This window comes from Fretibacterium fastidiosum (genome assembly GCF_964642095.1).
In the GTDB taxonomy this organism is placed as follows: Bacteria; Synergistota; Synergistia; order Synergistales; family Aminobacteriaceae; genus Fretibacterium; species Fretibacterium fastidiosum.
The window spans coordinates 222,523-243,216 of sequence record NZ_OZ209244.1 but is presented as its reverse complement, the minus strand read 5'-3'; the positions used below and the strand labels follow the sequence as shown (position 1 = coordinate 243,216).

Here is a 20,694-nt window from a genome sequence, read left to right as displayed (position 1 = left end):
CTCCCCTGTCGGTATGCGTTGGTCAACTTCGGTTCACAGGCTGCTGTCTTTATTTTATCTCAACTTTGTCATGAGATACTTTGGATCAGGAGTGCGTGTCGCCCGTCGATGCTTTGTTGTTATAATATGGATACATCATTATGAATGGAGGTCTTTTCAATAAGAAGGTTTTTGTTTGCGGTTTTCCTGGGGGGCGTTGCGCTGGTGGCTCTTGCCCATGCGGTCCCGGCATCGGCGGTCGGAGCCTGTCCGGTCGAGAAGTCTCTGACGTTCGCGACGCCGGCGGACCTGAGGCTGGCGAAGCTCGGCGTTCAGCGCGGGACGAGTGCGGAGGGGATCGCGAGAACGCTCCTTGGCGACCGGGCGAAGGATCGGCTGACGGCCTTCGACCGGGGGGAGGACGTCGCGGAGGCGCTGAAGCTGGGCAAGGTCCAGGCGGCCGTCATGGACGAGGCGACCGCCATGCACTTCGTCAAGGCTTCGTCGGGTGACCTGTCGATCCTGCCGGGGCCCCTGTCCGCCGAACGGTACGCCATCGGCTTCCGGAAGGGCAATGAGGCCCTGTTGGAGAAGGTCAACAGGGCACTGACGGAGCTCAAGGCCGACGGGACGCTTGAGGCCATCGTGCTGAAGCACCGACAGGAGCCGGCCTCCACGAGGCCGGAGGACATCGACCTCAATCGGGGGGCCGCCGGCGGAAAGCTGACGGTGGGGATGGGGCCGGGTTTTTCGCCCGACACCATGAGGGAGGGCGGCTTCATGGGCCTCGACGTCGAGGTCTGTGCCGCCGTCGCCAGGAAGCTCGACATGGAGCTCAGCGTCGTCGCCTACCCTCTCGATGCGCTCTTTTTGGTGGTGGGAGAGGGATGGGTTGACATGATCTGTTCGGGCATTGCCGTCACAGAGGAGCGCGAGAGGCTCATGGACTTCTCCGAGCCCTACGAGGTATCGAGACAGGTTGGGCTGGTGCGGACGAAGGACCGGGTTGCCAGGCCGAAGAAGGAGCGCTGATAGGCATCCCTGCGCCCGGAGGGCGCAAGGAGAAAAGAGCGATGCACTGGACGTTTCGCGGGGCCGCCGGCATGCCGGCGGCCCCGTCTTTTGCCTTGGCGTGTCCTTTCGGCGCTTCGCGTGCTACAATGCCGTCGTGTCAATTTTTTCGAGGAGGGATCGGCATGATCGTGACCACGACGAACGACCTGGAAGGGTGGCGGGTCGTTGACTACCTCGGCATCGTGTCGGGTGAGGTGATCCTGGGCGTCAACTTCATCAAGGACTTCGGAGCGGCCATCCGGAACGTCATCGGGGGCCGCTCCGCGGGCTACGAGGAGGAGTTGCAGGATGCGCGGGAGAGGAGCCTCGAGGAGATGCAGCAGCGGGCCCGTGCGCTGAGGGCCGATGCGGTCCTCGCGGTCCGGGTCGATTACGAGGTGCTGGGACCCAACGGCGGCATGTTGATGGCCGCCTGCAGCGGAACGGCCGTGAGGCTTGCCAGGGTCGAGTGACGGACGAGCGGATGGAGGTTTGAACCTTGCGCTACGAGAAGAATTTGCTGGTTGAGGACGTGGTTGACCTGACCTTGAAGCTGCTGAGCATCCCCTCCGTGTCCGGGGACTGCGCCGCGGTCATGAGCGTGGCGGAACGCGAGCTGCGGGACGCGGGGCTGGCCCCGACCCGGACGGCGAAGGACGCCGTGCTGGCGGTCCTGCGGGGGCGGGACGACGACCGCCAGCGCGTGGTGGCGGCTCACCTGGACACGCTGGGTGCGGTGGTGCACGAGATCAAGGACAACGGCCGCCTGCGCCTCTACCCCATTGGGGGCTACGACTGGCGCAGCTTTGAGGGCGAGAACTGCACTGTACACACCCTGGATGGGGCGGCCTGCGACGGGACGCTCCTGCCGGATCGGGCGGCGCGGCACGCGACGCCCATCGACAAGCGCGACGAGCCCCGCAAGGAGGAGAACGTCGAGGTCCGCCTGGACGTGGAGACGAACTCGAAGGCGTCCACGGAGGCCCTGGGGATCCACGCGGGGGACATCGTCTCCTTTGAGCCGCGGAGCGTGGTGACGGAGACGGGGTTCATCAAGTCCCGCTTCCTGGACGACAAGCTCAGCGTGGCCATCCTGCTGACGGCCGTCCGGGACCTTCGCCGTCGGGGCGTGGAGCTGCCTCACACGACGCACCTCTACCTCAGCAACTACGAGGAGATCGGCCACGGCACGCCCGCCATCCCGCCGCGCGCGGAGGAGGTGGCGGCGCTTGACATCGGCGTCGTGGCGGAGGGGACGGCGTCCAGCGAGCACGCGGTCACGATCCTCTCCCGCGACGGAGCCCTGCCCTACGACCGCCGCATGGTGCGTCAGCTGAAGGCCCTGGCGGAGGCGAACGGCATCCCCTACCGCATCGACGCCTACCAGAACTACGGCTCCGACGCCTCGGCCTGCCTGAAGGCGGGGAAGGACGTCCGGGCCCTGTGCTTCGGCCCGGCGGCGGAGGCGACCCACAGCTACGAGCGCACCCACGCAGACTCCATTGACGCCGCCCTGCGGCTTCTGATCGCCTATTTGACGGCGCCCATGGCGTCCTGAGCCCGGCTGGGGCGGGGCGTGTCCGGACGGCGCTCCCCGCCCCCGAAGATTGAGCTTTTGAGGTATACTCTATCACAGCAGCAGGACGTTCCTGCGATCTACCCCATGAGGAGGAAGCGATTATGAAGCGAAGTATCCTGTGTTTGTTGTTGGCAGGGCTGGTGTTCTCGGCCTCCGGCGCCTGGGCGGCGGGCCCGCGCGACGTCACCATCGGGTTGACGGCGGACGCCCACTCCTTCTACCCCTTTACGCTGAACGAGACGATCAACAACGCCATCATGCAGCACGTCTTTGAGCCGCTCGTGGACCTGGACCGGGACCTGAAGTTCATGCCCCTCCTGGCCGAGAGCTGGGACGTGAACGAGGACGCCTCCGTATGGACCTTCCACATCAGGAAGGGCGTCAAGTTCACGAACGGAAACGACTTCAACGCGGACGACGTCGTCTACTCCTTCGGCATGGCACAGCTGGCGGGCAAGTCCGCCTTCGTCTATGCGTTGGCCACGGTCGAGAAGTACGAGAAGGTGGACGACCACACCGTCAGGGTGACCTGCAAGGCGCCGAACGCGCTCCTGCTCTGCCACCTGAAGGACGTGTACATGCTGGACAAGGAGACCTGCGAGGCCCACGACGAGGACTACAACGCCAACAACCCTATGGGGACGGGCAAGTACGAGCTGGCGGAGTACGTGCGGGGCGACCGCATCGTCTTTAAGCGCAACGAGGGCTACTGGGGCGAGAAGCCGCAGGCGGAGAACGTGACCTACAAGCCCATCACGAACGCGGGGACGCGGACGGCCAACATGATGACCAACGCCGTGGACATGATCGTGGACGTGCCGGTGCGCGACGTGTCCATGCTGGAGAAGCAGAAGGACATCACCATCCTGAAGGCGCCGAGCCTTCGCATCATCTACCTGAACCCGTCCTGCGTCGAGTCGCCCAGCAAGGACTCCAAGTTCCCCCTCGTCTCCCCGACGGGAAAGAACCCCATGGTGGACAAGCGGGTGCGCGAGGCCATGTACCGCGCCATCAACGAGGACGAGATCATCTCCAAGGTCATGAACGGCTACGCCGTGCCCGCCGCCACCTACTGCCCTGAGGGCTACAACGGCTACAACCCGGACGTCAAGCGGCTGGCCTACGACCCCGCCCTGGCGGAGAAGCTGCTGGACGAGGCGGGGTACCCCCGCCAGGCCGACGGCATGCGCTTCACGGTGACGCTCGATGCGTCGAACGACCGCTACATCAACGACGCGGCGATCGCCGGAGCCATAGCCGGCTACCTTGAGAAGGTGGGGATCAAGGTCAACCTGAACCTGATGTCCCGCAACGTCTTCTTCTCCTACATCGGCGCCACCAACAAGAGTGGCGACAACACGCACCTCTGCCAGACCGGCTGGGCGGACTCGGGGGGCGAGGGCGCCCTGATCGCGATGGACTGCATCTACTCCATGAAGCCCGGCGAGTACGTGAAGCAGGGGTGGGGCGGCGTGAACCGCGGCTACTACCAGAACCCGGAGGTCGATAAGCTCATCGAGGAGGCCATGCAGACGGTGGACGCGGAGAAGCGCTCCGACCTGGTGAAACGGGCGTGGAAGCTGGCCGCGGACGATACGGCCTACATCCCCCTGCACTTCCAGATGGACCTCTACGCCGTCGGCAGCCGCATCGACTACGCGCCCAGGTACAACAAGTTCGTCTACGCCTGGGACATCTCGTTTAAGGATTGACGGACCTCGGACTTCTTCCCTGGGGCTTCGGGCCCCTTTCGTAAAAACGCCGGTATGGGCAATGGGCACGGTCCTTTCCCTGGACCGTGCCCGTTTGTGACGCTCAGGCATTTCCGGCGTCCCCCGCATGAATTTTTGGAGGTGACGTTGTGCTTCAGTTTTTTGCCAGGAGGCTGGTGCAGCTGGTCCTGGTGATGTTCGCCGTGTCGCTCATCGTCTTCGTCCTGACGAGCGTGCTGGGCAACCCGGTGTACCTCATGGTGCGCGAGAACGCCACGCCGGAGGAGATCGCGGCGGTGTCGGCCCAGCTCGGGTTGGACGAGCCCCTCTACGTGCAGTACGGGATATTCCTCAACAACGCGCTTCACGGCCGTTTCGGCCAGTCCTACATGTACCGCCTGCCGGCGCTCACGCTGATCGCCGAACGACTTCCGGCCACGCTCGACATCGTGGCGGTGGCCATGATCCTCTCCATCGTCATGGGCGTCCCCCTCGGCGTGTGGGCGGGGGCCTACCCGAAGAGCCGGTTCAGCCGGTGCGTCATGGCCGCCTCCATCGCGGGGATCTCCATGCCCTCCTTCTGGATCGGCATGGTGATGATCTACTTCTTCGGGCTTTACCTCGGCGTGCTGCCCGTGTCCGGACGCGGCGCGGTGGGGACGATTCTGGGCGTGTCCACGAGCCTTGCCACCGCGGACGGCTGGGCCCACGTCGTCCTGCCGTCCATCACGCTGGCCCTCGGCAACGTGGCGACGATCATTCGCCTGACGCGGGCCGGGATGCAGGAGAACATGCGCCGGGACTACGTCAAGTTCGCGAGGGCCAAGGGGGTTTCCACCGGAAAGGTGCTCTTCGGACACGCCCTGAAGAACACGCTGATCCCCGTGGTCACCGTGTTCGGCCTGCAGCTGGGCAACCTGATCGCCTTCACGACGATCACGGAGACCATCTACGCCTGGCCGGGCATCGGAAAGCTCTTGATCGACGCGGTGTCCAGCGCGGACCGACCCATCATCGCGGCGTACATCCTCTTCGTCGCCGTGATGTTCGTGGCCATCAACTTCGTCGTGGACCTGCTCTACGTGGTCATCGACCCGCGCATCGACCTGCGATAGGAGGAAGGGCATGTCAGAGACAAGGAAAGGCCGGCTCCGCGCCTTTTTTCAGTCGGAGTTCTTCTACAACTTTCGCCGTTCGCCGGCGGCCGTCGCCGGCGCGCTGATCGTGGTCCTCGTGCTGCTGGTGGCCCTGATCGGCCCGTACTTTACGGTTCAGGATCCCTACAACATGGCGGAGCTCCAGCTGTCCGACGCCTACAAGCCGCCGTTCTGGATGGAGGGCGGGGACCCGAAGTTCCTGCTGGGGACGGACCAGCAGGGGCGTGACATGGTGAGCGCCATCGTCTACGGCAGTCAGGTGTCCCTGGTCATCGGCCTCCTGGGCACCCTGATGGCCAGCGCCATCGGCATCGTGCTGGGGCTGGCTTCCGGCTACTTCGGCGGGAAGGTGGACGCCCTCATCATGCGCATCGCGGACGTTCAGCTGTCGTTCCCCTCCATGCTCATCGCGCTCTTCCTCATGTCGATCCTGGGGCGGAGCGTGGCGAACATCCTCCTGTCCCTCATGCTGGTGGGCTGGGTGCGTTACGCGCGCACCGTGCGGGGGGAGACGCTCTCGGTCAAGCGCAACGAGTACATCGAGGCGGCCCACGTCATCGGCCTGCCGAACTGGCGCATCCTGTTCCGGCACGTGCTGCCCAACGTTTTCGCCTCCATCGTCGTCCTCTCCACGATGCAGGTGGGGGGCTTCATCCTGACGGAGGCGACGCTGAGCTTCCTGGGCCTGGGGGTGCCGATCTCGCGCCCTTCCCTGGGGATGCTCTGCAACAACGGCTTCACCGTGCTCTACAGCGGCCTGTGGTGGGTGTCCATCCTGCCGGGGCTCTACATCATGATCATCGTGTTCGGCATCAACCTTCTCGGCGATTTCCTGCGCGACGAGATGAACCCCAAGCTGAAGTGAGGCGCGCGCCATGGATGACCGTTTGCTTCTGCAGGTGAAAGGCCTGAGAACGTGGTTCCACACCTTCAAAGGCGTCGTCAAGGCCGTGGACGACGTGTCCTTCGACATCCGCGTCGGAGAGGTCCTGGCCGTGGTGGGGGAGTCGGGAGGTGGCAAGTCGGTGACGGGCTTCTCGGTGATCCGGCTGATCGACGAGCCGGGGAGGATCGAGTCAGGAGAGGTCCTCTTTGCGGGGCGCGACCTGATGAAGCTCTCCGAGCGGGAGATGAACCGCGTGCGCGGCAAGGACATCTCCATGGTGTTTCAGGACGCCATGACGTCGCTCAACCCCGTGTACACCATCGGCCAGCAGATCGACGAGGTCCTGCGGCTGCACACCTCCATGGGCCGGGCCGACCGGCGCAGGGCCAGTGTGGAGCTCCTTCGGTCCGTCGGCATCTCGAACCCGGAGGGGCGGCTGGGGAGCTACCCCCATCAGTTTTCGGGCGGTATGCGTCAGCGGGTCGTCATCGCCATCGCCCTTGCGGCGCGCCCGCGCCTCATCATCGCGGACGAGCCCACGACGGCGCTGGACGTGACGGTGCAGGCCCAGATCCTGCGCCTCATGACGGACCTGATCCACGCCGAGGGGTGCTCCCTCATGCTCATCACCCACGACCTGGCCGTGGTGTCGGAGATCGCGGACCGCATCAACGTGATGTACTGCGGCAGGATTGTGGAGAGCGGGCCGGCCCGCGCCGTGATCGACGGGAGCCTCCACCCCTACACCCTGGGCCTCATCGACTCCATCCCGGACCTGAATCGCGAACAGGGGCGCTTCAAGACCATCCCCGGCATCGTGCCCAACATGTTCGACCTGCCCCGTGGCTGCCGCTTCAGCCCGCGCTGTGAGCGGGCGCAGGACCTGTGCCGAACCTCCGCGCCCGACCTGCGGGAGCTCGAGCCCGGCCACTGCGTCGCCTGTCACTTTCCAATCCATCGCGAGGTGAGATCATGACCCCCATCCTTTCCGTCCGGGGCCTGGAACAGCGCTTTGACCTGGACCGTTCGTTCCTGAGCCAGATCCGCTTCGAGCGCGGCCGCGTGGTGCGACGCAAGCGCGTCGTGCACGCCGTGAACGGCATCAGCTTTGACGTGCCGGAGGGGCGCGTGTTCAGCCTGGTGGGGGAGTCCGGCTGCGGGAAGTCCACGGCGGCGCGGAGCATCATCCGCCTGCTGGAGCCCAAGGGGGGCACGGTGACCTACCGCGGGCAGGACATCACCCACGTGCCGGAGCGTCGGATGCTGCCGCTGCGCCGGAAGCTCCAGATGATCTTTCAGGACCCCTATGCGTCGCTCGACCCGCGCCAGAGCGTCTTCGACATCCTGTCGGAGCCCATGCTGTTCCACGGCGTCGTCGCGGGCCGCCGCGAGGCGCGGGAGCGCGTGCTTGCCCTCCTGGAGCGCGTCGGCATCCGGCCGGAGCAGGCCTCGCGCTACCCGCACCAGTTCTCCGGCGGGCAGCGCCAGAGGATCGGCATCGCGCGGGCGCTGGCGGTGAACCCGGAGTTCATCGTCGCGGACGAGCCCGTGTCGGCCCTCGACGTGTCGATCCAGGCGCAGATCCTCAACCTGCTCATGGATCTGAAGGAGGAGTTTCGCCTCTCCTACCTCTTCATCGCCCACAACCTGTCCGTGGTGAAGCACATCTCGGACGAGGTGGGGGTGATGTACCTGGGGCGCATCGTGGAGAAGGGGAGCAGGGACCAGATCTTCTCCAACCCCATGCACCCCTACACGAAGGCGCTGTTCTCGTCGATCCCCACGCTCTCCGGACACAACATGAACCGGTTCGCGGGCATCCAGGGGGAGATCCCCAGCGCGATGGACCTGCCGTCCGGCTGCTGCTTCCACACGCGCTGCGACTACGCCATGCCCGTCTGCAGCGCCGAGCTGCCGCCGGAGCGGGAGGTGGAGCCGGGCCGCTTCGTGCAGTGCCACCTGTTTTGCCGGTAGTTGCCGGCGGGAGGGCGTCGCCGTCCTTCCGCCGGATACCTTTTGAAATTCCGACTTAAGGAGGGTTTTTCATGAACGCCAAAGAATGGAAGAAGAAGGTCTGCGTCGAACCAAAGAATGGCTACGAGCGCCTGAGCGCGGAGGAGCGGGAGCGGATGAACGCCTACTGCACGGCGTACAAGGCCTTTCTCGACGCGGGGAAGACGGAGCGCGAGTGCGTGCAGGAGAGCGTGCGGCTGGCCGAGGCGGCGGGCTTCCGCCCCTACGTCCGGGGCATGGCGCTCGAGGCCGGGGACCGGGTGTTCTTCAACAACCGCGGCAAGATGCTGATCCTGGCGGTCGTCGGCCGCCTTGGGCTTGAGGAAGGGGTTCAGATGACCGCGGCCCACATCGACAGCCCGCGGCTGGACCTGAAGCCCAACCCGCTCTACGAGGACAGCGAGCTGGCCTACCTCAAGACCCACTATTACGGCGGCATCCGGAAGTACCAGTGGGTGACGATCCCCCTCGAGCTGCACGGCGTCGTGGCCATGAAGGATGGGCGCACGCTCTCCGTGACCCTGGGAGGGGAGCGCGGAGAACCCCGCCTCGTCATCAGCGACCTCTTGCCGCACCTTGGCGCTGAACAGAACAAGAAGCCCCTGTCTGAGGGCATCAAGGGCGAACAACTGAACCTGCTGATCGGCAGTGAGCCGCTCTCCGGGAACGGAGGCGAGGAGGGGGAGGAAGGGGCGAAGGACCGTGTCAAGCTGAACGTGATGAAGCTGCTCTACGAGAAGTACGGCTTCACGGAGGAGGACTTCATCTCGGCGGAACTGGAGGCCGTCCCCGCCTTTGACGCCGTGGACGTTGGGGTGGACGCCAGCATGATCGGGGCCTACGGCCACGACGACCGGGTCTGTGCCTTTGCCGCCCTGCGCGCCGTCCTGGACCTGGACGCGGCCCCGGAGCGAAGTGCCGTCTGCGTGCTGGCGGACAAGGAGGAGATCGGCTCCGTGGGCGTGAGTGGAATGCGCACCGCCGCCTTCGACACCTTTATGGAGGACCTCTGCCAGGCGCAGAACGTGCCGCTGCGGGCGTGTTTGGAACGCTCCTTCTGCTTGTCCGCGGACGTGACGGCGGCCTTCGATCCCAACTTCCCGGACGTGTTCGACAAGCGCAACGCCGCCCGCTTCAACCGCGGCATCGCCCTGAACAAGTACACCGGGGCGCGGGGCAAGAGCGGCGCCTCCGACGCCTCGGCCGAGACGGTGGCCGCCGTGCGGCGGTGGTTCGACGACGCCGGCGTGACCTGGCAGATGTCGGAGATGGGCAAGGTGGACGCGGGGGGCGGCGGTACCGTAGCGCTCTTCATGGCCAACCGCAACATCGACACGCTGGACGCGGGCGTCCCGCTGCTCTCCATGCACGCGCCCTTTGAGGTGGCGGCCAAGCTGGACTGCTACATGACCTTCAAGGCCATGGAGGCCGTGTGCAGGGCGCACCGGTGAGGAGGGCGTCCCCAATCTACGGTTATAAAGAATAGCACCAGTCAGGGACTGTTTGAAAAAACAGTGTTAACCTAAGTTGTCAGACGATAAGCCATTGCCTGCGAGGTTCAAAGACAATGACGCTGCATGGCGGATCGCTTGTGGATGAAAATAAGCAGGGTTGCCGCATTGGGATCAATTCGGCAACCCTGCTTCCTGTTGATCGTCATCGAGGTTTGTTGTGCGCTTACGCCCGCCCTGCGTTTTTTAAGGATTGCAGCTCATCCAGGGGCAGTCCGGTGGCCTCTGCGATTTTAGTCAGGTCCAGCCCCATCCGAAGCAGGTTCTGCGCCGTTTCCGTCCTGCCCAGCTGAATGCCCCTTGCCTCTCCCAGCTTAATGCCCCTGGCCTCGCCCAGCTGGATGCCCTCTATCCTGCCCTTCTCAATACCCTTACGCTCCATGATGCTGACGTACATCCGTCCCGCCTCCTTCGCCTCTTCCAAAGTATTTTCCCACTCTTCGTATTCCCTTGAGCTCTCGTCCTCCGTCAGGTGAATGACGCCCTCCATAAACACCAGAAGTTGCGCCTTGTCTGAGTGGGGCCAACCCCGCTCGTCCAAGAGCTTCAGCATCTCCTTCAGATAGCTCAGCTTCCTCGGCTCGCTGGCCCGGCTCTTCCACGCCCTCAAGCCAGCCAGGTGCGCCCAGTCGAAGGGGTTGTCGCTCGCCTTCAGGGCCTCCTCGTCCCCTTCGTAGAGCTTGAACACGGGAAACTCGTACTTCACCCGCGTACCGTAGCCCTCCCAGGAATAGACCCCACAGGACTGCGCCTCCGACAGGGGCTCGATGAGGAGGGCCAGGGCGCTGACGTGTCTTCGGTAACGTCCCTCCAGGAGGCCGCGGTAGCGGTGCATCCGCAGGGGGAAGTCCTCGTTCCCGCCACGGCCCTGCACCTCCACGTGAAGGAGGACCCAGGCGTCTTCCTGGGTGCGAAGGGGGACGTTCGCCAGGAGGTCCACGAATCGGTTCCCGTCCGGCTCGCCGCCCTCCGACCTTTGGGTAAAGCGGGCCAGCCGGCGCAATTCCTTATCGAGGAAAACGACGTCCCGTTTCTCGTCGAGGTCCCTGGCCAGGTCGGGCAGCAGGGAATGAAGCATGGGGACGAAGAATCGGTTTAGAATATCTTTCCAGAGTAAGTCATCGCGTCGCGGTTCCTTGGCGGCCTTCTCCGATGGGTCTTTTTTCTTCCCGCTCATGGCGTCACCTCGTTTCGTGATTTGCCGCGCACTCAGGCTTTCCCTGTACCAGTATAGCAGAGCTCAGGAGAGTTTGATCAGAAAGGGGCTCAAAAACAACCCCTCAGTCTCGCCCCTTCGGGGCTCGCCAGCCCCCCTTTCAGGGGGGCCCAAAAGCGCGCTCTGCTTGCCTTGCCTCCCCTGAAAGGGGAGGTGGTTCGCGTCAGCGAACCGGAGGGGTTCAGCCAGACGACCGGCCTCACGCAAGCCGATCTTTCGGGAGGATTGCGGCGGCCGGTCGGTCGGCTGAGGGCGAAGGAAGTCCGGGGGACTTCCATAGCTCGGCCAGACGACGCAGCTTATGCAATCGCGTCAACGATTGCGGCGGCCGGTCGGTCGGCTGTGCCGAAGCAAGGCAATGGATTGCCTTGTGGAGGCGTTGGCGGGGAATGTCAGACAGGCGCGTCTTATGAAAAACACTCGCCACCTCTACCCCTCCCCTTCGGGGAGCCTTCCGGCAGCCGTTCGCTACCGCTCACGGGCCGTCAGTCCCAGCCCCTTCGGGACTCGACAGTTCCCCTTTCAGGGGAGCTTGAAAAGCGACCGGTTTGTCCTTAATTTAATGAGCGATGGCCATGGCGGCGTTGCCCTTGACAGCCTCGCAGGCCCTTTGCTAGAATGACGGTGATTCAGACGTTAAAGGATTGTTATGCTGGATTGTTGTGTTGGGGGAGGAGGATTGCCATGCGTTGTGCGATGACGTGAGCCGCTGCGGACGGTGCACGGGGTGCATTACGTCGTCACGCGGCCGCGCATGGAAGGATCCGGGCTCTCCCGTCTTTTGTCTTGACGGTCTTGACCCCGCTTCGGGGCTGAGGCTCGTTGGGGCGCCTGCCCCACTTCGGAGACACTTCTTTCCATCTTTTCTGTTCCTGCGTTGGCCTAGCTGACGACATTCCCTTTTTTGCTGCACTGAGATAAACGCAAGAGGCCCGACGGACGTCGTCGTCCATGGGGCGTCTTTGAGGTTGCGCAGAGCGCCCGACGGGCGTTCTGTGCTCCTTGTGCTTTTTGTCGGATAAGGGCAGGGGTGACGACTGGTGAAAAATGACTGGAACATGGGTGCGGCCTACGACCTCCTGAACCTAAAGCACGGGGTCCTGATGCTGCGCTACTTCGTCGAGGCCGGGCTGGCCACCGTGGCGGCCAGCCCGGCCTTTTTCTCCCCTCGCTGCGGTCCGTCCGGCGCCTTTTTGGCGATGGCCAAGGCGGAATACTACGACGAGGACCCGAGGTCTACGGCCGGATGGAGAAGTCTTTTGCCGAGTACCATCGGTAGCCTGTCTCGAGCGAATATTCTTTACGTATCTGTCCCAGCTCAGTTATGAATGAGGAGGAAATCTGCATGAAAAAATCTGTGATCTCGTTCCTTTCCCTGACGCTCCTTACCCTGTTCCTGTGCGCTTCGGGCGCCGCGGCCGTCCAGTTCGTCAACGTCACAACGGGGCCGACCGGCGGCACCTACTATCCCGTGGGCTCTGCGATGGCCAAAATCTGGACGGACAACATCGAGGGGCTCAAGGCGAGCGCCCAGTCCTCCGGGGGGACCATGAACAACATCCAGCTGCTCGCCGATGGAGAGGCCGAAGCCGCCTTCGCCGACGGCCTCTACTACGACGCCTATAACGGGCTCAAGAGCTACGAGGGCAAGCCGCAGTCCTTCCTGCGCGCCGCCGTGCCCCTCTATCCCGAGGCCATCCACCTGCTCGCGGCCCGGGACAGCGGCATCGAAACCCTTCAGGACCTCAAGGGCAAGCGCGTCGCTGTGGGAGCCGTGGGCGGCAGCACCATGCTGACGGCCTTCCAGCTCCTGCACCTGGCCGGGCTCGATCCCGAAAAGGACATCGTCCCGGAGAACCTGGGGCACGCGGACGTGGTCGCCGCGTTCGCGGACAAGCGCATCGACGCCTCCGTCACCATCGGGGCCATCGGGATCGCCAGCGCCATGGAGACGACCACGCTGGGAACGGCTTACCTCGTCGCCATCCCACAGGACGTCGTCGAGAATATCTGCAAGGAGACGCCCTACTTCAGCCCTCTGACGATTCCCGAGGGGACTTACAAAAACCAGGCGAAGGCCATCGGGACCTTCAGCAGCCCCAATATCCTGGCCGTGCACGAGAAGCTGGACGACGAGCTCGTCTATCGGATGACCAAGGCCCTTTTCGAGCACAAGGAGGACCTCGTCGCCGTCAGCGCGCGGATGTCGGCCATGAATCCCGAGTCCATCGCCCACGTCGGCATTCCCGTGCACCCGGGGGCGTTGCGCTACTACAAAGAGAACGGGATCCTGCGATAACAATGGCGTTGTTTACCTCAGAGGGGCCTGAGGATCCCCCTTCGCCCCTCAGGGTGCCCTTCATCGACAAAATCAGGACGAACGCGGCGTTCGCGCTCTGCGTCGCCATGTCCCTGTTCCACCTCTACACCGCAGGGATCGACCTCCTCCAGACGCCCGTCCAGCGTGCGGTCCACGTCGGGTTCGTCCTGGTCCTGGTCTTTCTGCTGCACCCGCTGAGGAGATGGCGCTGGATCGATGCGCTCCTGGTCCTCTGCTCCATCGCCGGGACGGGGTACATCGCCCTCTTCTCCGACGCCATCGCCCTGCGGGGCGGCAAGGTCCTGCCGTACGAGCTCGTCCTGGGAACCCTCACCCTGATCGCCGTCCTGGAGGCGGGACGGCGCGTCCTGGGGCGGACGCTGCCCCTGTTGGGCCTGGCCTTTTTGCTCTACTGCCGTTACGGGCGCTACGCCCCGTCGATCTTCATGCATCGGGGCTACTCCCTGGAGCGAATCGTCCAGCACCTATACCTGACGACGGAGGGCGTCTTCGGCGTGGCGGTCGGGGTCTCCTCCACGTTCATCTTCCTGTTCATCCTGTTCGGCGCCTTCCTGTCCGGCAGCGGAGGGGCCCGGTTCTTCAACAACCTGGCCCTCTCGCTGACGGGAAGGAGCCCGGGCGGCCCCGCCAAGGTGGCCATCGTCGCCTCGGGACTGCTGGGGACGATCAACGGCTCCTCCATCGCCAACGTAGCCACCACCGGAGCCTTCACCATTCCCTTGATGAAGAAGGCCGGCTACACGCCCGAGGAGGCCGGTGCCATCGAGGCCTGCGCCTCCACGGGGGGACAGCTCATGCCCCCGATCATGGGGGCCGGCGCCTTCGTGATGAGCGAGTTTCTGAACGTCCCCTACGCCCGAATCCTGTCGGCTGCGATCGTCCCCGCCCTGCTCTATTATGCGGGCCTCTTCCTGAACGTCCACCTCAGGGCCCGCAGGGCCGGCCTGAAGGGGTTGGGCGGGGATGCCCCCGGAGTCCGGGAGGTCCTGAGGGACGACGGGCACCTCCTGCTGCCGCTCCTCCTGATCGTCGTCATGCTGATGCGCGCCTACACGCCGCTCAAGGCGGCGTTCTGGGGCATCCTCGTGATGGTCGGCGTCGCCGGGCTGAGACGTCACACCCGCATGGGGCCGCGGCTCGTCGTCAAGGCCCTTGCGGACGGGGCGCGGGGCGCGGTCGGAACGGGCATCGCCTGCGCCGTCGTCGGGTTCGTCGTCGGGGGAAGCTCCTTGACTGCCCTGGGCCCGACGCTCTCCGACAACATCCTGGACCTTGCCGGCGGAGCCCTGCTGCCCACCCTCTTTCTGGCCATGGGGGCCTGCCTTCTCCTCGGCATGGGGCTCCCCACGACGGCCAACTACATCGTGACCAGCACGGTGGTCGTTCCCGCCCTCGTCAAGATGGGCGTGCCGCCCCTCTCCGCCCACATGTTCGTCTTCTACTTCGGAATCATGGCGGACATCAGCCCTCCGGTCTGCCTGGCCTCCTTCACGGCGGCGGGGATAGCCGGAGCGAACGCGGCCGGCACGGGAATCCGTGCGCTGCTCTTCGCGCTCACCTCCTTCCTGCTCCCCTACCTCTTCATCTACAACCCAGCGATTCTCATGGAGGGGGGCTCTCCGCTCTCCGTCCTGGAGGTCTCGGTGGGAGCGGCCGTCGGCATCGTCGCCTTTGCCGCGGCCCTGCAGGGGTGGTGGGGGGTGCGCCTGAGCGTTCCCCTGCGCATCGTGGCCCTCGCTGCGGGGGCGTTGTGCTTCGTCCCATATACCCCTTTACGGCTTGCCGGAATCCTGGCGTCGTTGGGGCTTGGCAGTGCGGCCCGCTGGGGCGGGAGTTTTTTCGTCAAAGAAAGTGGGGTGCGTAAATGAAGGTTCTCGTCGTATCCGGTTTCCTTGGCGCGGTGGTAATTTGAAGTCGAACTAAGAACTTGTTTCGTGAATAACTCAATCCGGCAGGCGTTCGAGTGTTACTCGGGGGGGCCAGCCGGATTTTGATTCCCAATCCACGGGCAAGGTTTTTAACGTGCGGCGGAGACAGGGCCTGCGATCGACCAGGGCCCCCGGTTTGCCCGGAATGGCGCCGGCCTCCCGGTCTCCGATGTAGAGCCTCTGCTCGACTTCTTTCGATTGAAGTTCGATGGAAGCAGCCTGACCGATATGCTCCGACCGATGTGAAGACCCGGTGTACTTTCCCGCTCTGTTGCTATAGAATGATGACAGCCCATACCCTCCCGGCAGAATGTTTAGAGGAAGGGGCGGACTCCGGGTGGTCGTCTTCCTCGCTCTTTGCGCTCGTAAAAATTCACCTGCCGCGAATGGCTGCCATCTTGATGAAGCTCCTGAGCGACCCGGCACAACTCACTGCGCTCGTTGGCCGTCTCTCAATAGGGGCCTTTTTTCTTCGTTCATCCCCCTGTTGTCGCCTTTTAGATGGTGAATCCAGGTGTCTGCTCGATCAATCCAGGAACGGAGGTCTTGAAGGAAATGGCAAAGATGAGCGACTATGCGGGCGCCAGCCCCCGCGAGGTGCGGCGGATGATCCGTGAAGGCAAGTGGGATCGGCCCACCTCCGGTATGTGTGCCGGACACGTACAGGCTAACCTGGTGGTGCTGCCCAGGGACCTTGCCTACGATTTTCTGGTCTTCGCCCAGAGAAACCCAAAGCCCTGTCCCATCCTGGACGTGACGGAGCCCGGAGAGACGGAGCCGCGCCTCATTGCGCCGGGGGCGAACATCGCCACGGACATCCCGCGCTACCGCGTGTGGGAGAAGGGGAAGTGCGTGGACGAACCCACGGACGTGACGAAGTACTGGAAGAGGGACCTGGTGGGCTTCCTGGTGGGGTGCTCCTTCTCCTTTGAGGGGGCGCTGCTCCAGGCGGGGATCGGCGTTCGCCACATTGAGTGCGACTGCAACGTCCCCATGTACATCACGAACCTCCAGTGCCGCCCGGCGGGGCAGTTGAAGGGCCCCATGGTGGTCTCCATGCGCCCCATCCCCCACGCTCAGGTCCCCAAGGCCGTGCTCTGCACGGGACGCTTCCCCTCCGTCCACGGCGCTCCCATCCACATCGGTGACCCCGCAGCCATCGGCATTGCCGACGTTACGAAGCCGGATTTCGGCGACGCAGTGGATATCCGCAGGGGGGAGACCCCCGTTTTCTGGGCCTGCGGCGTGACGCCCCAGGCGGCCATCATGGCGGCCTGTCCGGAGTTTGCCATCACCCATTCACCGGGGCACATGTTCATCGCCGACCCCATGGATAGCGACTACGCCGTGTTCTAGGAGAGCGGGACGGCTCCGGTCGTTTGCGCATACCCTATATTTAGGAGGTCAGCATATGGAACAGAAGAGCAAGAAGGGGACGATGCAGGTCCTGTTGGGCGCAGCTTTCCTCATGGCCACCTCGGCCATCGGGCCGGGATTCCTCACTCAGACGACGGTGTTCACCCAGCAGCTTCTGGCCGCGGCAGGCTTCGCCATCCTCGCCACCATCGTCGTGACGGCCATCGTACAGCTCAACATCTGGCGCATCCTCTGCGTCTCCGGCCTCCGGGCCCAGGACGTGGCCAACAGGGTCCTGCCGGGGCTGGGCTACTTCCTGGCCTTTGCGGTGGCCCTGGGCGGGCTCGCCTTCAATGTGGGCAACGTGGGCGGCGCAGCCCTGGGCCTCAACACGGTGCTGGGCCTTCCGCTGCATTACGGCGCAGTGATCAGCGCGGCCATCGCCATCTTCATCTACCTGAACAAGGACCTGGGCAAGGCCATGGACTACTTCACTCAGTTCCTGGGCGTCCTGATGATCGCCCTGATGTGCTACGTGGCCGTGAAGGCCGCGCCGCCCCTTGACGTGGTGGTCAAGGAGACCCTTGCCCCCGGCACGATCGACTGGATGGTGATCCTGACCCTCATCGGCGGCACGGTGGGCGGGTACATTTCCTTCTCAGGCGCGCACCGCCTGCTGGATGCCGGCATCAGAGACGTGAAGGACGCCACCAGGGCGGCGGTCAATGGGATCCTCGTCACCTCGGTCATGCGCGTCCTGCTTTTCCTCGCGGTCCTAGGCGTGGTGTACGTTGTGGCTGGAGAGGATGCCGTCGCGCTGGACAAGAACAACCCGGCGGCGGATGCGTTCTTCAGAGGCGCCGGCGAGATCGGGCGGCGGATGTTTGGCGTCGTCTTGTGGGCGGCTGGCGTCACCTCCGTCATCGGCGCCTCCTACACCTCCGTCTCCTTCCTTCGGACGCTCTTCAAGGTCATTGACCGGAACTACCGCTGGTGGATGATCGGCTTCATCTGCGTCTCCACGGCCGTCAACGTCCTGGTGGCCAGGCCCGTGGCGCTTCTTATTCTGGCCGGGACCATCAACGGCCTCATCCTGCCTCTGGCCCTGGGCTCCATCCTGCTGGGCGCATACAAGAAGGAAGTTGTGGGCCCCTACCGCCACTCCATCCTCCTCACCCTCACCGGCTGGGCTGTGGTGGCCTTCACGCTGTGGATGGGCGTCCAGGCGCTCCCCAACATCATGAAGATCTTCAACAGCTAATTGATGCATGGGGAAGGGCGCGTTTCCGACCCTCCCCCATGTGTGACCTCATCTGGAGGTGACTGACATGGACGCAAAGATTCTTCCGGCGGGGGAGACGTGTCTGTTCGTGGACTTCGGCGAGAAGATCGACATGGAGATCAACAGGCACGTCCAGGCCATCAAGCGGGCGCTGCTGGATCGTCCCTTCAAGGGGATGAAGGAGCTTGTGCCCACCTATCGCTCCCTTTCCGTGTACTTTGACCCGCTTACCGTGGACCTGCCGGCGCTGAAGAAGCGCCTGGAGCAGGAGCTTGAGGGCGCCGGCCCCGCGGACTCGGCCAGCACCACGGAGGTGTGCGTTCCCGTGTTCTTCGGCGGCGAGTTCGGTCCGGACCTGGGCGAGGTGGCAGCGCACACAGGCCTCAGCGAGGACGAGGTGGTGCGGCGCTACAGCGAGTCGCCCCTCTATTGTTTCATGAACGGCTTCACCCCTGGCTTCCCCTACCTGGGGGGCATGGACCCTTCGCTGGAGACACCACGGCTCAAGACGCCTCGGGAGCTCATTCCGGCCAACAGCGTGGCCATTGGAGGCGCCCAGGCCGGAGCCTACTCCATCGCGAGCCCCGGTGGCTGGCGTATCATCGGTCGCGTGCCCTACGACCTTTACGACGCCGGTCGTGAACCCGCCGTGGCCATCCAGGCTGGAATGTGGGTCCATTTCTATCCGGTGACCATGGAGCGCTATCGGGAGATTGAGGCGGAGGCCAAAAGCGGCACCTACAGAATTGAGTACCGTGAGAAGGGGGCGGCGAGATGAGGCTTGTGATTCAGAAACCGGGGACGCTGACCACCGTGCAGGACCTCGGCCGCTGGGGACACCAGGCGCTTGGAATGCCCGTCAGTGGCGCCATGGATGCGCCTGCTCTGGCCCGAGGCAACCTGCTGCTGGGAAACCCGGCGGGGGCTGCGGCCCTTGAGGTCACCCTGATGGGGCCTACGGTCCTCTTTGAGGAGGGCGAGGGGGCTGTCGCCATCACGGGCGGAGACCTTTCTCCCAGGCTGAATGGCGTGCCTGTTCCCAACTGGACGATCGTGGCGGTCCGGGAGGGCGACGTCCTGTCCTTCGGCGGCATGACCGGCAAGGGGTGCCGTGCCTACCTCTGCGTGGCCGGCGGGATTGACGTCCCCCTGGTGATGGGGAGCCGCAGCACCTACATGAAGGCCGGCACCGGAGGCTTCGAGGGACGTAAGCTGGCGGCGGGGGACGCGCTGCCGGTGGGGGAGCCCTGGGTCCTGTGGCGTTACACGGCGGGAGTCGGCTGTCCGGAGGACCTGCGCCCCGACTACGCGCCAAAGGCCCCGCTGCGGACGGTCCTGGGGCCGCAGGATTCCTACGTCAAACCCGATGGCGTCAAGACCTTCTTCGAGGCGGAGTACAAGGTGGCCGCCTCGGCGGACCGCATGGGGTATCGCATGGAGGGGGACGCCGTCATCGAGCACGTGAAGGGCCCGGACATCGTTTCGGACGGCATTCCCATGGGGGCGGTGCAGATCCCCGGGCAGGGCCTCCCCATCGTGATGATGGCGGACCGCCAGACCACGGGGGGGTACGTCAAGATTGGCGTGGTCCACGCCTTTGACGTGGCCCGCCTGAGCCAGCGCGTCCCCGGCGCAGCGGTGCGCTTCACGCAGATATCTCAGGAGGAGGGCATCGAGATATCCAGGCGGGAGGCGGCGGCGCTGAAGGCGCTTCAAGAGCACGTGACTGCGGCTGCGGGCGCCTCGGCGAAGGCGTTCCGTGGGCTGGGGAGGAGGGCGTCCGGGGCCATGAAGGTGCGGGTGGACGGGGTGGAACACACCGTCACCTGGGAGAGACTTTCCTGAGTAGAGGAGTGATGACCTGATGCCTTACAAGGTGGATTTGAACAGCGACCTGGGCGAGAGCTTTGGCGCCTGGAAGATGGGCATGGACGAGGACGTGCTGACCTTCGTCTCATCCGCCAACGTGGCCTGCGGGTTCCACGCGGGCGACCCGCTGGTGATGAAGAACACGGTGGCTGCGGCCAGGGCTGCCGGCGTGGCCGTGGGGGCCCACCCAGGTTACCCGGACGTGGTGGGCTTTGGCCGACGCGGCATGGTCTGCTCGGCGGACGAGCTGTACACGGACGTGCTGTATCAGGTGGGGGCCCTGAAGGCCTTTTGTGAGGCCGGTGGGCTGAAGCTCCAGCACGTGAAGCCCCACGGCGCCATGTACAACAGCGCGGCCAAGAAGCTGGAAGAGGCCATGGCCATCGCCCAGGCCGTGAAGGACGCTGGGGACGGCATCATCCTCATGGGGCTGGCGGGGTCCAAATTCGACGAGGCGGCGGAGAAGCTGGGCATCCCCTACGCGGCGGAGGCCTTCGCGGACCGGGGCTACATGAACGACGGCTCCCTGGTGCCGCGCAGGATGGAGGGGGCCTTCGTCAAGGACGTGGAGGTCGCGGCCAGGCGCGTAATCCGCATGGTGAAGGAGGGGGTGGTGGAGGCCGTCGACGGAACGGTGGTCAGGCTGAAACCCCAGTCCATCTGCCTGCATGGCGACTCCCCAACGGCCGTGCAGATGGCGCGGACGCTCCGCGCCCGCCTGGAGGAGGCTGGCATCGAGATCGCCCCCCTGAAGTAGGGATGCGGGGAGTGGGCGGTATAATTAAGGAAACACGACTTTTTAGGAGGGACTC

At 64.6% G+C, this 20,694-nt stretch carries 18 protein-coding genes; 17 read left to right on the top strand and 1 reads right to left on the bottom strand.

Annotated elements, in window-relative coordinates:
• The first annotated feature begins 171 nt into the window (after window positions 1-171).
• The 9 genes from ACK28C_RS01045 (at window position 172) to ACK28C_RS01005 (ending at window position 9,830) form a co-directional block, all read left to right on the top strand.
• A complete protein-coding gene (locus ACK28C_RS01045) occupies window positions 172-1,011 on the top strand; it encodes a transporter substrate-binding domain-containing protein (RefSeq protein WP_208872534.1) in 840 nt (279 codons plus the stop codon).
• A 164-nt stretch (window positions 1,012-1,175) separates the two neighbouring features.
• The gene (locus ACK28C_RS01040; RefSeq protein ID WP_015555933.1) at window positions 1,176-1,505 is read left to right on the top strand and encodes a YbjQ family protein; all 330 of its coding nucleotides are present in this window, start codon (window positions 1,176-1,178) and stop codon (window positions 1,503-1,505) included.
• Window positions 1,506-1,531: 26 nt separating this feature from the next.
• Window positions 1,532-2,590: a M42 family metallopeptidase gene (locus tag ACK28C_RS01035; protein ID WP_208872535.1), complete on the top strand. Its 1,059-nt coding sequence runs from the start codon at window positions 1,532-1,534 to the stop codon at window positions 2,588-2,590.
• Between the two features lie 122 nt (window positions 2,591-2,712).
• Window positions 2,713-4,323, top strand: a complete 1,611-nt coding sequence (locus ACK28C_RS01030) for an ABC transporter substrate-binding protein (RefSeq protein WP_015555934.1) — start codon at window positions 2,713-2,715, stop codon at window positions 4,321-4,323.
• 149 nt (window positions 4,324-4,472) lie between these two features.
• Complete coding sequence (locus ACK28C_RS01025; protein WP_208872536.1) at window positions 4,473-5,438, top strand: ABC transporter permease; 966 nt, start codon at window positions 4,473-4,475, stop codon at window positions 5,436-5,438.
• A gap of 10 nt (window positions 5,439-5,448) precedes the next feature.
• Complete coding sequence (locus tag ACK28C_RS01020) at window positions 5,449-6,345, top strand: ABC transporter permease (protein ID WP_015555935.1); 897 nt, start codon at window positions 5,449-5,451, stop codon at window positions 6,343-6,345.
• A 10-nt stretch (window positions 6,346-6,355) separates the two neighbouring features.
• Window positions 6,356-7,342, top strand: a complete 987-nt coding sequence (locus ACK28C_RS01015) for an ABC transporter ATP-binding protein (protein ID WP_015555936.1) — start codon at window positions 6,356-6,358, stop codon at window positions 7,340-7,342.
• On the top strand, window positions 7,339-8,340 hold the full coding sequence (locus ACK28C_RS01010) for an ABC transporter ATP-binding protein (RefSeq protein ID WP_015555937.1): 1,002 nt from the start codon (window positions 7,339-7,341) through the stop codon (window positions 8,338-8,340). Before ACK28C_RS01015 ends, ACK28C_RS01010 begins: the two co-directional genes overlap by 4 nt.
• A 71-nt stretch (window positions 8,341-8,411) precedes the next feature.
• Window positions 8,412-9,830, top strand: a complete 1,419-nt coding sequence (locus ACK28C_RS01005; RefSeq protein ID WP_015555938.1) for an aminopeptidase — start codon at window positions 8,412-8,414, stop codon at window positions 9,828-9,830.
• A gap of 226 nt (window positions 9,831-10,056) precedes the next feature.
• Here the strand turns inward: ACK28C_RS01005 and ACK28C_RS01000 are convergent, their stop codons facing one another.
• Complete coding sequence (locus ACK28C_RS01000; protein ID WP_409152331.1) at window positions 10,057-11,067, bottom strand: hypothetical protein; 1,011 nt, start codon at window positions 11,065-11,067, stop codon at window positions 10,057-10,059.
• A gap of 1,079 nt (window positions 11,068-12,146) precedes the next feature.
• Here ACK28C_RS01000 and ACK28C_RS00995 point away from each other — a divergent pair.
• The 8 genes from ACK28C_RS00995 to ACK28C_RS00960 all read left to right on the top strand — a co-directional run bounded on the left by ACK28C_RS00995 (window position 12,147) and on the right by ACK28C_RS00960 (window position 20,639).
• On the top strand, window positions 12,147-12,434 hold the full coding sequence (locus tag ACK28C_RS00995) for a hypothetical protein (RefSeq protein WP_409152330.1): 288 nt from the start codon (window positions 12,147-12,149) through the stop codon (window positions 12,432-12,434).
• 17 nt (window positions 12,435-12,451) lie between these two features.
• Window positions 12,452-13,405, top strand: coding sequence for a TAXI family TRAP transporter solute-binding subunit (locus tag ACK28C_RS00990; protein ID WP_409152329.1), 954 nt, complete (start codon window positions 12,452-12,454; stop codon window positions 13,403-13,405).
• A gap of 53 nt (window positions 13,406-13,458) precedes the next feature.
• Window positions 13,459-15,315, top strand: coding sequence for a TRAP transporter permease (locus tag ACK28C_RS00985; RefSeq protein ID WP_409152328.1), 1,857 nt, complete (start codon window positions 13,459-13,461; stop codon window positions 15,313-15,315).
• A 615-nt stretch (window positions 15,316-15,930) separates the two neighbouring features.
• Window positions 15,931-16,731 (top strand): putative hydro-lyase, encoded by an 801-nt coding sequence (locus ACK28C_RS00980; protein ID WP_015555940.1) that lies wholly within the window; start codon window positions 15,931-15,933, stop codon window positions 16,729-16,731.
• A gap of 55 nt (window positions 16,732-16,786) precedes the next feature.
• Entirely contained in the window at window positions 16,787-17,992 is a 1,206-nt protein-coding gene (locus ACK28C_RS00975) for an NRAMP family divalent metal transporter (RefSeq protein WP_015555941.1), read from the top strand.
• Between the two features lie 67 nt (window positions 17,993-18,059).
• On the top strand, window positions 18,060-18,791 hold the full coding sequence (gene pxpB / locus ACK28C_RS00970; protein ID WP_015555942.1) for a 5-oxoprolinase subunit PxpB: 732 nt from the start codon (window positions 18,060-18,062) through the stop codon (window positions 18,789-18,791).
• On the top strand, window positions 18,788-19,858 hold the full coding sequence (locus ACK28C_RS00965; RefSeq protein WP_015555943.1) for a biotin-dependent carboxyltransferase family protein: 1,071 nt from the start codon (window positions 18,788-18,790) through the stop codon (window positions 19,856-19,858). Before pxpB ends, ACK28C_RS00965 begins: the two co-directional genes overlap by 4 nt.
• Window positions 19,859-19,877: 19 nt before the next feature.
• Window positions 19,878-20,639, top strand: coding sequence for a LamB/YcsF family protein (locus tag ACK28C_RS00960; RefSeq protein ID WP_015555944.1), 762 nt, complete (start codon window positions 19,878-19,880; stop codon window positions 20,637-20,639).
• The last annotated feature ends 55 nt before the right edge of the window (window positions 20,640-20,694 follow it).